Here is a 13,244-nt window from a genome sequence, read left to right as displayed (position 1 = left end):
CCTGCGTCTTACTCGGCGCGCTTGCGCATTTCGAGCCGGATGACGAACCAGCCGGCCACAGCTGACATGATGGCCAACGCGTACCACGTCAGCAGATAGCTCATGTGGTTGTTCGGGAACTGCACCACGGTGAGTCCACCCACGGGATAGTCGCGTGCCGGGGCGTTACCGGTCACGGCTTCGGCATCGCCTTTGACGGCATGGGTGCCGGCGTCTGCGCCCGGTTTGCCGTCAGCATCGATGAAATAGGGGGCCACGTCGGTTGCCGTCAGTCCGCGTGCAGCGGCAATGGCTGCGACGTCTCGCGAATACCAGAGGTTTTCCGCCGGTGCGTTCTTTCGCAGGAATCCGCCGCCCGGTTCGGGCATGCGCAGCAGACCGGTGACGGTGACGTCGCCAGCCGGCGCGGGCGGCACCGCTTCTTTCCAGCCGGGCGGCACAAAGCCTCGGTTGATCAACACCTCGCCGCCGTCTGCCGTGCGCAGCGGTGTAAGCACCCAGTAGCCGCCGCCCAGATCGGTGACGGCTTGCACGAGTGTGTCCTTGTCGAACTGATAGGTGCCGGTGAGTGAAACGTGACGATATTCGTCATCGGTGGCGTTGACGGCAGCCCACTGCGAGCGCACGGGCGCCGGGGCAGGTGGCGCGTGAACGCGGGAATTCACACGCTCGATCAGATCGAGCTTCCAGGCGCGACGCTGGAGCTGCCAGGTACCCAGGGACGCGAACACGGAGATTAGCACCAGCGTGATGACGCCGAGGATGACCAGCCGAAGCGAAGAGGGGCGGGAAGGCGCGCCGGAAGCGCGCGGGGGACGCTGTGCGTCCCCCGAGTCATGAAGTCGATTGCTGCTCAAGGGGAATGCCGTTCAAGGAAGGTTTTTCGTATCCTGCATCATACCCGGCATCATGTTCTGGTTCAGGTGATACATCACCCATAGCGAGCCTGAGAGCGTGATCACGACCAGCACGATCGTGAAGATCAGCGACAACAGGTTCCAGCCGCCCTCGGATTTCCCGTTCATGTGCAGGAAGTAGATCATGTGCACGACGATCTGAATCGCGCCCAGAAACAGAATCATGATCGCGGTGGTGCTCGATTTCTCGAACACGCCGCCCATGACGAACCAGAACGGAATGGCGGTGAGCACGACCGACAGGAGGAAGCCGGTCGCATAGCCGCGCAGGGTGCTGTGCGGTCCTTCGTCGCCATGATCTTGGTCGTGGTCGTGCCCGTCGGCATCGTGCATCGTCGAGTCGTGGGTGCTCACGGCAGCACTCCCATCAGATAGACAAACGTGAAGACGCCGATCCACACGACGTCGAGAAAGTGCCAGAACATCGACAGGCACATCAGGCGGCGGCGGTTGGGCGCGGTGAGGCCGTGCTTGCCGACCTGCACCATCAGGGTGATGAGCCAGATGATGCCGAACGTGACGTGCAGCCCGTGCGTGCTCACCAGCGTGAAGAACGAGGACAGGAACGCGCTGCGCCACGGACCGGCGCCCTCGTGAATCAGGGTTGCGAACTCATACAATTCCAGCGAGAGAAACGCGGCCCCCAGCACGCCGGTGACGGCCAGCCAGCCGAGCACGGCGCTCTGGCGGCGCTTCTGCATCTCGAGCATCGCAAAACCGTAGGTGATCGACGAGAGCAGGAGGAAGGTCGTATTCAGCGCTACGAGCGGCAGTTCGAACAACTCAGCACCGGTCGGCCCGCCCGCGTAGTTGCGCCCGAGCACGCCATACGCCGCAAACAGACAGGCGAAGACGAGACAGTCGCTCATCAGGTAGACCCAGAAGCCGAGCAACGTCCCGCCCGGCGGGTGGTAGTCGCTCGTCATCATGAACTTCAGCTCGCCGTCGCGCGGCGGGCTCGGGGTATGGGCCCCGAGCGGGGCGCCCCCAGGCGGGAAGGTTGCGGTCGTATCAGACATTCTGGGCGAGCAGTCGCGTGCGCGCTGCCTCCGTGTGTTCGACCTGATCGGCCGGGATGAAGTACTCGCGGTGATAGTTGAACGTGTGACCGATCGCAACCGCCAGCAGCGTGACGAACGCCACGATCACCACCAGCCACATGTGCCAGATGAGCCCGAAGCCGCACACCGTCGCAAGCCCCGCGAGGATGATGCCTGCGCCGGTGTTCTTCGGCATGTGAATCGGAATGAAGCCGTTCTCCGGCCGCTGGAAGCCGTGCTGCTTCATCTGCCACCAGGCGTCGTTGTCGTGAACGATCGGCGTGAACGCGAAGTTGTAGACCGGTGGCGGCGAGGACGTCGACCATTCCAGCGTGCGGCCATTCCACGGATCGCCCGTGTCGTCGCGCAGTTGCTCGCGGCGCATGTAGCTCACCACGAGCTGGATGATGAAGCACCCGATGCCGATGGCGATGAGCAGGGCGCCCACGGCGGCGACCTGAAACCAGATTTGCAGCGACATGTCGTCGAAGTGGCTCACGCGGCGCGTCACCCCCATCAGGCCGAGCAGATACAGCGGCATGAAGGCGACGTAGAAGCCGATGAACCAGAACCAGAACGAGCACTTGCCCCAGAACGGATCGAGACGATAGCCGAAGGCCTTGGGGAACCAGTAGGTGATCGCCGCCATGATCCCGAAGATCACGCCGCCGATGATCACGTTGTGGAAGTGAGCGATCAGGAACAGGCCGTTATGCAGCGAGAAGTCCGCCGGCGGCACGGCGAGCAGCACGCCGGTCATGCCGCCGATGACGAACGTCACCATGAAGCCGACCGTCCACAGCATTGGCACTTCGAAGTGGATTCGCCCGCGGTACATGGTGAACAGCCAGTTGAAGATCTTCGCCCCGGTCGGTATCGAGATGATCATCGTGGTGATACCGAAGAACGAGTTCACACTCGCGCCGGAGCCCATCGTGAAGAAGTGGTGCAGCCACACGAGATATGACAGCACGGTAATCACGACCGTTGCATAGACCATCGACGCATAGCCGAACAGCCGCTTGCCGGCGAAGGTGGCCACGACTTCGGAGAACACGCCGAACACCGGCAGCACGAGAATATAGACCTCGGGATGGCCCCAGATCCAGATCAGGTTCACGTACATCATGGCGTTGCCGCCGAGATCGTTCGTGAAGAAGTTGGTGCCTGCGTAACGGTCCAGCGCGAGCAGGGCGAGCACGGCGGTCAGCACCGGGAAGGCGGCCACGATCAGCACGTTCGTGCACAGCGAGGTGCAGGTGAAGACCGGCATGCGCATCATCGACATGCCCGGCGCGCGCATCTTCACGATGGTCACGAGCAAGTTGATTCCCGAGAGCAGGGTGCCTATCCCGGCGATCTGCAGTGCCCAGATGTAGTAGTCGACCCCTACGTCAGGACTTTGCAGCACCCCCGATAACGGGGGATACGCCAGCCAGCCGGTGCGGGCGAATTCGCCGACGAACAGCGACATCATCACGAGCACGGCGCCGCTCGTCGTCATCCAGAAGCTGAAGTTGTTGAGGAACGGGAACGCCACGTCGCGTGCGCCGATTTGCAGGGGCACCACGAAGTTCATGAGGCCGGTCACGAGCGGCATCGCCACGAAGAAGATCATGATCACGCCGTGCGCGGTGAAGATCTGATCGTAGTGATGCGGCGGCAGATACCCCATGTTGTCGCCGAACGAGATCGCCTGCTGCATGCGCATCATCGCCGCGTCGGCAAAGCCGCGAAGCAACATGATGATGCCGAGGATCACGTACATGATGCCGATCTTCTTGTGATCGATGCTCGTGAACCACTCTCGCCACAAGTAGCCCCACAACTTGAAGTACGTGATGGCCCCCAGTACGACGATGCCGCCGATCGCCACACCCGCAAACGTCGCGAGCAGGATCGGTTCGTGGTACGGGATCGCCTCGAGCGTGAGGCGGCCGAAGATCAGCTTGACGATGTCCATAAGCTCGAGCCTGGGATCATTCGCGCGCGAGGCGCATCATTGTCGAGGGTTGCGCGCGGTGTGCATCACTGCGTGAGCCCTTCACCGGGGGGGCGCTGCATGCCGGTTGCAAACTGCACGGTGTTCTTCGCCGTACACATTGCATCGGCAAGCAACGCGTCGGTCTTGCCTGCGCGCGCTCTGCCCGCGTGCTGGTGATTGGGCTGATCCATCATGTCCTTCAGGCAGGGCTGCCCGGGCTGCACGCAGCGGTTCAGAATCGCGTCGTAAAGATCGGGGGCCACATCGCCGTAGTAATGCACCGGCACCCATTCGCTGGGCTGCGCGAGCGCCGTGTACTTGTCGCGCGTGAGGTTTTCGCCCTTCGCCTTGACCTGCTTCACCCACGCGTCGAAATCGTCTGCCGAGAGGCCGTGGAACTTGAAGCGCATGCCCGAGAAGCCCGCGCCGCTGTAGTTCGCGGAGAAGCCGTCATAGATGCCGGGCTTGTTGATGACTGCGTGGAGCTTCGTTTCCATGCCCGGCATCGCGTAGATCTGGCCGGCCAGGGCGGGCACGAAGAACGAGTTCATCATCGTGGTCGACGTGATCTCGAAGCGGATCGGCCGATCCACCGGCGCTGCCAGTTCGTTGACGGTCGCAATCCCCTGGTCGGGATAGAAGAACAGCCACTTCCAGTCCATCGCGACCACTTGCACCGTGAGTGGGCGCGTGTCGGGCGGGAGCTCGCGTTTGGCGTCGATGCGCTCGAGTGGCCGGTACGGGTCGAGCTTGTGGGTGCTCACCCAGGTGAGCGCGCCCAGCGCGATGATGATCAGCAGCGGCGCGGCCCAGATGAGCAGTTCGAGCAGCGTCGAATGATCCCACTCGGGGGTGTAGACGGCGTTCTTGTTCGAGGCACGGTAGCGCCACGCAAAGAGCAATGTCAGCACGATCACCGGAACGATGATCAGCAACATCAAGACAGTGGAAACGATGATGATGTCCCGCTGCCTTACCGCGAGATCGCCGGAAGGCGACATCAATACGGTATTGCATCCGGACAGCAGCGCGGCGGCGGGGAGCAAAAGTACCCCGCGAAGGAACTTGGGGGAAGTCATGCTGCGATCGATGGAACCGTAGCCTCAGACCAGACCCATCATGGACTCCACTTCCGGATGCATCAATTTAGGGTAAACCCTATAGCGTGGATTCGCGATACCTGCGATGCTTTTCTGGCACGAGTGTCATGGTCATCCCGATCCGCAAGGGGGTCCGATAATGTCAAGCAGTGCTCATCAATCGCCGACGCCGCAGGGCGTTACCGTTGCGACGACGGCGCACGATCATGGGAGCAAGTCCCGCATTGCGCCAGAGGAAATCGCGGTCGGTGTGGTCGTCGGACGTACCTCCGAGTACTTCGACTTCTTTGTGTTCGGCATTGCCGCCGTCCTCGTCTTTCCCCACGTTTTCTTCCCCTTTGCCGACAGTCTGCACGGCCTGCTGTACGCGTTCACGATTTTCTCTTTCGCCTTTATCTCGCGACCGTTTGGCACCGCGCTGTTCATGAACGTGCAGCGCCGCTGGGGGCGCAGTGTGAAGCTCACGGCCGCGCTGTTCGTGCTTGGTACGGCGACCGCCGGCATGGCTTTCCTGCCGGGATACGGGGTGTTGGGTGAGCGCTCGATCTGGCTGCTGGCCTTCTTCCGTCTGGTGCAGGGGATCGGCTTCGGCGGCTCGTGGGACGGCTTGCCGTCGTTGCTCGCGATAAACGCCCCGCCGCAACGGCGCGGGTGGTATTCGATGATGGGACAGTTGGGCGCGCCGATCGGCTTCATCATCGCGGCGTCGCTGTTCCTGTTCCTGCACTGGAGCCTCGAGTCTGACGACTTCCTCTCGTGGGGCTGGCGCTACCCGTTCTACGTGGCATTCGCCGTGAACGTGGTCGCGCTGTTCGCACGGCTGCGTCTGGTGGTCACGCACGAATACACGGAGATGCTGGAGGAGGGCCAACTCGAGCCGATCAGTACGCGCGAGATGGTGCGCTCGCAGGGCTACAACATCTTCCTGGGCGCGTTTGCTGCGCTTGCCAGCTACGCGCTTTTCCACCTGGTGACGGTGTTTCCGTTGTCGTGGATTGCCCTGCAAAACACGCAGGATCTGGACAGTGTGTTGATCGTGCAACTGTGCGGTGCAGCGATTGCCATTGTGTGCACGGTCATTTCGGGGCGCATCGCCGATCGCATCGGCCGACGTACCACGCTGGGTCTTTTCGCCATCTTCATCGGGGTGTTCGCGCTGTTCGCGCCATTCCTGATGGGCGGCGGCTCGACACGGCAGGACATTTTCATTCTGGTGGGCTTTGCGCTGCTCGGGTTGTCGTACGGACAGGCGGCGGGAACGGTGACGTCGAACTTCGAGCAACGCTTCCGCTACACCGGTGCGGCGCTGACGACCGACTTCGCGTGGCTGTTCGGTGCGGCGTTCGCGCCGCTCGTGGCGCTGGGATTGTCGTCCGAGTTCGGGTTGGTCGCTGTGAGCGCCTATCTGCTCTCGGGCACGGTCTGCACGCTACTGGCATTGCGCATCAACAAAGCCTTCGAGACGCGCGACTGACGGAGCACATCACAGGGTGCCTTGAGAACGGCGCGACAGGTTCGCGCCGTTTTTTGCGTCTAAGGGGGAATTCACACGTCTTGCAGCATGCCGGCAATGGCGGCCGTGATGTTGTGCGTGCGCGAATCGTGTTCGCGATGAATCATGCCGACCGTGCGCAGCAACGGCGGCTGGGCGATCGGCACGATGCGCAGCAGCGGATCGGATTGCCAGTCGCCGCGATGCAACAGCGGCAGCACTGACACGCCGACGTTTTTGCGCACGAGCGCGACAATCGTCTCGATGGAGTTCAGCTCGAGATATTCGGTCACGCCGAGCTTCGCCGCGCGCAACGCCTGCTCGACCACCATCCCAGTACGAACGCGCCGGTCGAAGCGCAGAAATGCGTGCTGGTCGAGAATGCGCTGGGGCTCCGGCTCGGTGACGTCGCGATTTACGACCATGACCATCGGTTCGGTATAGAGGGGCGTCCACACCAGTCCGTCGGCACGGGCATCGTCGGCGCGTGCGACCACGGCGGCGATATCGACTTCGCCCTGTTCGACGAGCTCGGTGAGTTCGTCCGAACGTGCCGACGTGAGCCGCACGTCGAGTCGAGGGTGTGCCATCTTGAGCTCTGCGACCACGAGCGAGAGGGCGCCGATGACCGACACCACCGCGCCGATCGTGACGGGGCCTTGCATGGCATCGATAGGGGTAGCGGTCAGCTCGGCTGCGAGTGCCAGAATCTGTTCCACGCGGGGAAACAGGTCACGTCCCTGACGAGTGAGCGTGATCTGCCGGCCGCGTCGATCGAACAGCCGTTGGCCGACGGCGTCTTCCAGCCCGCGCATCTGCAGGCTGACGGCTGCCTGTGTGAGTGCCGCACGTTCGGCCGCCGCCGCAAACGAGCCGGTCTGTGCCACCAGCCGGAAGGTCTTCAACATCCGTAATGTCAGCATCTGGAAGTTAAGAATAATTTACGAATGAAAAAGAAATATTAATATTTCCTTTGATGGCGTGGGGGACATAATCGTGTCATGCACATCCCTCGTGACCGGCTCGCCGGAACGCAGGGCGAGAAGACCGACCCACATAACGCGCCCATGACCATGCCCGCAAACGCTGGGCCGGTGCTCGATGTCACCGGACTATCGCTGAAATTCTCCAAGGCGCCTGACGCACCGAACCTGATCGATGGTGTTTCATTTGCCGTGCATCCCGGCAAGACGTTGTGCATCGTCGGCGAATCGGGGTGTGGCAAGAGCGTGACGTCGCTCGCGCTCATGGGGTTGTTGCCGACGCCGCCAGCCAATGTCGTGGGGGGCCGGGCGATGTTCGAAGGCAGGGATCTGCTGTCGCTGGGTGAGCGCGAGTTCGCTGACCTGCGCGGCAATCGGCTCGCCATGATCTTTCAGGAGCCGATGACTTCGCTGAATCCGGCGTTCACCATCGGGCATCAGATCGAGGAAGGCATTCGCCGTCACCGGGGGCTGGACCGGCGCGCCGCGCGTGCCGAGGCGCTCGACATGCTCAAACGGGTGCGCATTCCCGCCCCCGAGACCCGGCTCGACAACTATCCGCACGAACTCTCCGGCGGCATGCGACAGCGCGTGATGATCGCGATGGCGCTCGCCAACCGGCCCGCGCTGCTGATCGCCGACGAGCCGACCACGGCGCTCGACGTGACGATTCAGGCGCAGGTGCTCACGCTCATTCAGACCTTGCAGCGTGAAACCGGTACCGCCGTTGTGCTCATTACGCACGACCTGGGTGTGGTGGCCGAGGTCGCCGACGACGTCGCCGTGATGTACGCGGGGCGCATCGTCGAATATGGAACGGTCGACGAGATCTTCGACGACCCGCAACACCCTTACACCATTGGCCTGATGGGGGCGATTCCCTCGATCGGCAAGCGCGAGGGCACGCTCGCCACCATTCGCGGGGCAGTGCCGTCGCCGGAACGTATGCCCGCCGGTTGCCGCTTTGCGCCGCGTTGCCCGTTCGCCGAAGCCCGTTGCACGCGCGAAGCGCCTGCCGAGCGCACGCTGTCCGGCGCGCATCGCGTCGCCTGCTGGCTGGCGCCGGTCGAAGCCCTGACTCCGCCTGCCATGCCATTGGAAGAGGCCGCCGTATGAATGTCCCTACGCCGTTGCTCGAAGCGCGCGATCTGACCAAGCACTTTGGCGGACACCGCGTCGGCTTTTCCCGTGCGCCCACGGTGTATGCCGTGAACGGCGTCTCGTTTGCCGTGCAGGCGGGCGAGACGTTCGCTATCGTGGGTGAGTCCGGCTGCGGTAAATCCACGTTGGGACGGCTGCTGCTTCGTCTGCTCGACGCCACGCGCGGCGAAGTACGCTATCAGGGCGAAGACATCATGACGCTGGGGGCCGGTGCGATGCGGCGTCTGCGGCGGGAACTGCAAATCATTTTTCAGGATCCGTTCGCCTCGCTCAATCCGAGCATGACCGTGGGCGGACTGATTGGCGAACCCATTGCACTGCATGGGCTCGCACACGGCCGCGCCCGCGACGAACGCGTCGCCGAACTGTTGCGCACCGTGGGGCTTCAACCCGACTACGCACAGCGCTTCCCACATGAGTTCTCGGGCGGCCAGCGTCAGCGCATCGGCATCGCACGCGCGTTGGCCGGGGAGCCGCGCGTGATCATCGGTGACGAACCGGTCTCGGCGCTCGACGTCTCCGTGCAGGCACAGGTCATCAATCTGCTGGAGCGGCTCAAGCACGACTTCGGCCTCACGCTCATCATGGTTGCCCACGATCTGGCGGTGATTCGTCACATGAGCGACCGTGTGGCCGTGATGTATCTCGGTGAGATCGTGGAATTGGCGAGTGCCGACGCGCTTTTCGATAACCCGCTGCACCCGTATACCCAGGCGCTCTTGCAAGCGATTCCGGCGAGCCGACCGCACCTGCGACGCGAGCGTGCGCCGCTTGGCGGTGAATTGCCGAGCCCGACGGCACCGCCGCCCGGCTGCCGTTTCCATCCCCGGTGTCCGCATGCGAAGGCTGCGTGCCGTGAGCAAAGGCCCATCGACGAGGTGCTGCCCGACGGGCGGCAGGTCGCCTGCCATTTCTGGCGAGAGATTCAGAACGCGGGTGCCAGCCCTGCGCGCGCGGCGGCCCCCAGCGAGAAGCTGGGAGCGCGTCTTGCGCTGTATCGCGCCCGGCAGGCCCAGGCCGACGCGGCGATCGCCGGATAAGCCGGATAAGCCGGATAAGCCGGATAACCAACCTTTCACCCCACCATCATCCACAAGGGATCTCACGCATGCGCAACGTTTTGCTCGATCTTGTTCTGGCGGCGTCTCTGACGACCGGCGCAGCTTCTGCGATGGCGCAATCGACCCTTCGCATCGGTTTGCAGGAGGACATCGGTTCGCTCGATCCGGCCCGCAGTTCGCAGGTCGTCGATCGCATGGTGCTGCGTTCGCTGTGCAGCTCGCTGGTCGATATCAGCCCCGATCTGAAGTTCGTGCCGATGCTGGCCACGTCGTGGAGCGTCAGCGCCGACGGGAAGACGTGGACGTTCAAGCTGCGTCAGGGGGTCAAGTTCCACGATGACGAGCCGTTCAACGCCCGTGCCGTGAAGGCCAATCTCGACCGAGCGCGCAGCCTGCCTGCCAGCAATCGCAAGAGCGAGCTGTCCTCCATCGATCATGTCGACGCCGTCGACGACACGACAGTGAACATCGTGCTCAAGGCGCCGGATTCCGCGCTGCTCGCCACACTGTCCGACCGCGCGGGCATGATGCTCGCGCCCAAGACGTTGACCGATGACGCTTCGGTGCAGGCCCGCCCCGTATGTTCCGGTCCGTACAAGTTCGTGCGGCGCGTACAGAACGATCGCGTGGTGCTGGAGAAATTCGCGGGGTTCTGGGACGCCGACAAGTATCCGATGCACAAGGTCATCTTCCTGCCGATTCCCGACACGACCGTGCGTTTGGCCAATGTGCGCTCGGGATCGCTCGACATGCTCGAGCGTCTCTCGCCGTCCGATGTGAAGTCGGTCAAGCGCGATGCCAACCTGAATTTCGTCTCCATCGACGGGCTGGGCTATTACGGCCTGACGTTCAACGTGGCGGCGAATGCACCCAAGGCGCTGCGCGACAAGCGCGTGCGTCAGGCGTTCGATCTGGCGATCGATCGCGACGCCATCAATCAGGTGATCGGCGGTGGCATCTTCACGCCGGCCAACCAGGCACTGCCGCGCTCGGGCCAGTACTACGACGCGTCGATCAAGACGACCCGGCGCGACGTCGCCAAGGCGAAGGCGTTGCTGAAATCTGCGGGCTTCGAGAAGGTCGACGTGACGCTGAGCTTCGGCAACAACACGGTGTCGAACCAGATGGCACAGATGCTGCAGGCGATGCTCGCCGAGGCGGGCATTACGCTGAAGCTGCGTCCGATGGACTACGCTGCCGCGCTCGACGCGGCCCATCGCGGCGACTTCGACGTGCTCTACAACGGCTGGTCGGGGCGCGTCGACCCGGACGGCAATCTGCATCAGTTCGTCACCTGCAAAGGCAACCTCAATTACGGTCAGTACTGCAATGCCGACGTCGACAAGTTGCTCAACGAGGCACGCGTGAAGTCCAGCGTGGCGGAGCGCAAGCCGCTGTATGACGCTGCCAACAAGATCCTGGCGGACGAGGATCCGATCCTTTATCTCTACGTGCAGCCGTGGCCGTACGTGCTCAGCAAGAAGGTGCAAGGGTTCGTCGCGTATCCCGACGGGCTGATTCGCCTGCGCGGCGTGAGCCTCAAGGGATAACCGGAAAAAGGAGAAGGAGCCGCCATGCTGCGCCTCGTCGTTCATCGTGCGCTGGTTGCGATCCCCACGCTCATCATCGTGTCGATGATGATCTTCGGGCTTCAGAAGATGTTGCCCGGCGATCCCGTGCTCGCGATGGCCGGCGAGGACCAGAACCCGCAGGTCATCGCCGCACTGCGCGAGAAGTATCACCTCGACAAGCCGTTGCCCACGCAGTACGCGCTCTGGATCGGCGATGTGCTGCACGGCAACCTCGGCACATCGCTGCGCACGGGGGAGCCGGTGACGACGCTCATTGCGCAGAAGCTGCCCGTGACGTTGCAACTGGCGATGTTCGGTCTGGTGATCGCCATCGGGATCGGTATTCCGCTGGGCATTCTGTCGGCCGCCAATCGCGGCAAGGCGGTCGATTACGGCGCGAACGTGCTGGCCCTGTCGGGCATGTCGATCCCCAACTTCTGGCTCGGCATTCTGCTGATCTTTCTCGTCTCGGTGCGTTGGCAGTTATTGCCCTCGTCGGGCTATGTGCCGCCGGGTGAAGATCTGTGGATGAGCTTCAAGACGATGATCATGCCCGCGTTCGTGCTTGGGGCGGCGCTGGGCGCGCAATTGATGCGCCATACGCGCAGCGCCATGCTCGGTGTGCTGCGTACCGACTATATCCGCACGGCACGCGCGAAGGGGTTGCTGCGTGGCACCGTCGTGCTCAAACACGCGCTGCGTAACGCCTTGATTCCCATCGTGACGGTGCTCGCGCTGCTCTTTGGCGAGTTGCTCGCCGGTGCCGTGCTCACCGAACAAGTCTTCACGATCCCGGGATTCGGCAAGCTGATCGTCGACGCCGTGTTCAATCGCGACTACGCGGTGGTGCAGGGCGTTGTACTGGTGACGGCGGCCGGCTTCATCGTGCTGAACCTGCTGGCCGACGTGCTCTACGTCCTGCTCAACCCGCGCCTGCGTCGCGCCTGAGACCTCTTCGAACATGGCCGCATTGCCAACGACATCTTCCGCATCACCGACTCCAGAAGGGGGGCGTCCCGTCACGGCCGTGGCCGGCGCCGAGCGCCTGCCGCGACGCCGTCATCGCGGGCTGTGCAAGTTCGCGCGTAACCGGGCGGCCGTCGCGGGGGCCGTCATCGTGGCGTTCGCCGTGATCGTCGCCATCTTCGCGCCGTGGCTGTCGCCGTACGACCCGATCGCCACGAGTTTCATGACGGTGCGTCAGGCCCCGAGCGCGCTGCACTGGTTTGGCACGGACGAGCTGGGTCGCGACGTGCTCGCTCGCATGATCTTCGGTGCACGTGCGTCGCTGGCGGCGGGCGTGGTGTCGGTCGGCATTGCGGTGATCGTCGGCGTGCCGCTGGGCTTGCTCGCAGGCTACTTCGGCCGCTGGATCGACGCCATCATCTCGCGTCTGGCCGACGCGCTGTTGTCCATCCCGTTTCTGATCCTCGCGATTGCCATGGCCGCGTTTCTCGGCGCGAGCCTCACGAACGCGATGATCGCCATCGGGGTATCCGCCATGCCGCGGTTCGTGCGACTCGCGCGCGCGCAGGCGCTCACCGTCAAGGCAGAAGAATATGTGGAAGGTGCGCGGGCCATCGGCCTGACCGATACGCGCATCATCGTGCGCTACATCCTGCCCAATGTGCTGCCGCCGATCATCGTGCAGGCGAGCCTGACGGTGGCGACCGCCATCATTGCCGAGGCGAGTCTATCGTTTCTGGGGCTGGGGCAATTGCCGCCGTTGCCGTCTTGGGGCTCGATGCTCAATACGGCCAAGGACTTTGTCGAGCAGGCGCCCTGGATGTCCATTTTCCCCGGTATCGCCATTTTCCTGACGGTACTCGGCTTCAATCTGCTGGGCGACGGCTTGCGCGACGCGCTCGATCCGCGAGAGCAATAGCGAGACGAGAGACGCGATAATCGTCCACATCGCCGCCCGGCAGATGCATT

General features: G+C 63.3%; 12 protein-coding genes. 6 read left to right on the top strand and 6 right to left on the bottom strand.

Annotation, left to right across the window (positions count from 1 at the left end; translation table 11 throughout):
- Positions 1-8: 8 nt before the first annotated feature.
- The 5 genes from PBR20603_RS11385 to cyoA all read right to left on the bottom strand — a co-directional run bounded on the left by PBR20603_RS11385 (position 9) and on the right by cyoA (position 5,020).
- Positions 9-731, bottom strand: a complete 723-nt coding sequence (locus PBR20603_RS11385) for an SURF1 family protein (protein WP_343041927.1) — start codon at positions 729-731, stop codon at positions 9-11.
- A gap of 138 nt (positions 732-869) precedes the next feature.
- Positions 870-1,271 (bottom strand): cytochrome o ubiquinol oxidase subunit IV, encoded by a 402-nt coding sequence (gene cyoD / locus PBR20603_RS11380; RefSeq protein WP_150559624.1) that lies wholly within the window; start codon positions 1,269-1,271, stop codon positions 870-872.
- Positions 1,268-1,936: a cytochrome o ubiquinol oxidase subunit III gene (cyoC, locus tag PBR20603_RS11375; RefSeq protein ID WP_150559623.1), complete on the bottom strand. Its 669-nt coding sequence runs from the start codon at positions 1,934-1,936 to the stop codon at positions 1,268-1,270. The genes cyoD and cyoC overlap by 4 nt, the downstream gene beginning before the upstream one ends.
- Positions 1,929-3,920: a cytochrome o ubiquinol oxidase subunit I gene (cyoB, locus tag PBR20603_RS11370; protein WP_150559622.1), complete on the bottom strand. Its 1,992-nt coding sequence runs from the start codon at positions 3,918-3,920 to the stop codon at positions 1,929-1,931. The genes cyoC and cyoB overlap by 8 nt, the downstream gene beginning before the upstream one ends.
- Before the next feature lie 65 nt (positions 3,921-3,985).
- The gene (gene cyoA, locus PBR20603_RS11365; RefSeq protein WP_150559621.1) at positions 3,986-5,020 is read right to left on the bottom strand and encodes a ubiquinol oxidase subunit II; all 1,035 of its coding nucleotides are present in this window, start codon (positions 5,018-5,020) and stop codon (positions 3,986-3,988) included.
- A 160-nt stretch (positions 5,021-5,180) separates the two neighbouring features.
- Here cyoA and PBR20603_RS11360 point away from each other — a divergent pair, with 160 nt between their 5' ends.
- A complete protein-coding gene (locus PBR20603_RS11360; RefSeq protein ID WP_246174546.1) occupies positions 5,181-6,515 on the top strand; it encodes an MFS transporter in 1,335 nt (444 codons plus the stop codon).
- Positions 6,516-6,586: 71 nt separating this feature from the next.
- Here PBR20603_RS11360 and PBR20603_RS11355 read toward each other — a convergent pair whose 3' ends face one another.
- Positions 6,587-7,456, bottom strand: a complete 870-nt coding sequence (locus PBR20603_RS11355; RefSeq protein WP_150559619.1) for a LysR substrate-binding domain-containing protein — start codon at positions 7,454-7,456, stop codon at positions 6,587-6,589.
- 150 nt (positions 7,457-7,606) lie between these two features.
- Between PBR20603_RS11355 and PBR20603_RS11350 the strand changes: the two genes are divergently transcribed.
- The 5 genes from PBR20603_RS11350 to PBR20603_RS11330 all read left to right on the top strand — a co-directional run bounded on the left by PBR20603_RS11350 (position 7,607) and on the right by PBR20603_RS11330 (position 13,194).
- Positions 7,607-8,632, top strand: a complete 1,026-nt coding sequence (locus tag PBR20603_RS11350) for an ABC transporter ATP-binding protein (RefSeq protein ID WP_217425959.1) — start codon at positions 7,607-7,609, stop codon at positions 8,630-8,632.
- The gene (locus PBR20603_RS11345) at positions 8,629-9,717 is read left to right on the top strand and encodes an ABC transporter ATP-binding protein (RefSeq protein WP_150559618.1); all 1,089 of its coding nucleotides are present in this window, start codon (positions 8,629-8,631) and stop codon (positions 9,715-9,717) included. The genes PBR20603_RS11350 and PBR20603_RS11345 overlap by 4 nt, the downstream gene beginning before the upstream one ends.
- A 68-nt stretch (positions 9,718-9,785) precedes the next feature.
- The gene (locus tag PBR20603_RS11340) at positions 9,786-11,288 is read left to right on the top strand and encodes an ABC transporter substrate-binding protein (RefSeq protein WP_174977884.1); all 1,503 of its coding nucleotides are present in this window, start codon (positions 9,786-9,788) and stop codon (positions 11,286-11,288) included.
- A 24-nt stretch (positions 11,289-11,312) separates the two neighbouring features.
- Positions 11,313-12,257, top strand: coding sequence for an ABC transporter permease (locus tag PBR20603_RS11335; protein ID WP_150559617.1), 945 nt, complete (start codon positions 11,313-11,315; stop codon positions 12,255-12,257).
- A gap of 13 nt (positions 12,258-12,270) precedes the next feature.
- On the top strand, positions 12,271-13,194 hold the full coding sequence (locus PBR20603_RS11330) for an ABC transporter permease (protein WP_217425954.1): 924 nt from the start codon (positions 12,271-12,273) through the stop codon (positions 13,192-13,194).
- The last annotated feature ends 50 nt before the right edge of the window (positions 13,195-13,244 follow it).

It is taken from the genome of Pandoraea bronchicola, assembly GCF_902459805.1.
GTDB classification, from domain to species: Bacteria; Pseudomonadota; Gammaproteobacteria; order Burkholderiales; family Burkholderiaceae; genus Pandoraea; species Pandoraea bronchicola.
This window is presented reverse-complemented; position numbering and strand designations above follow the sequence as displayed.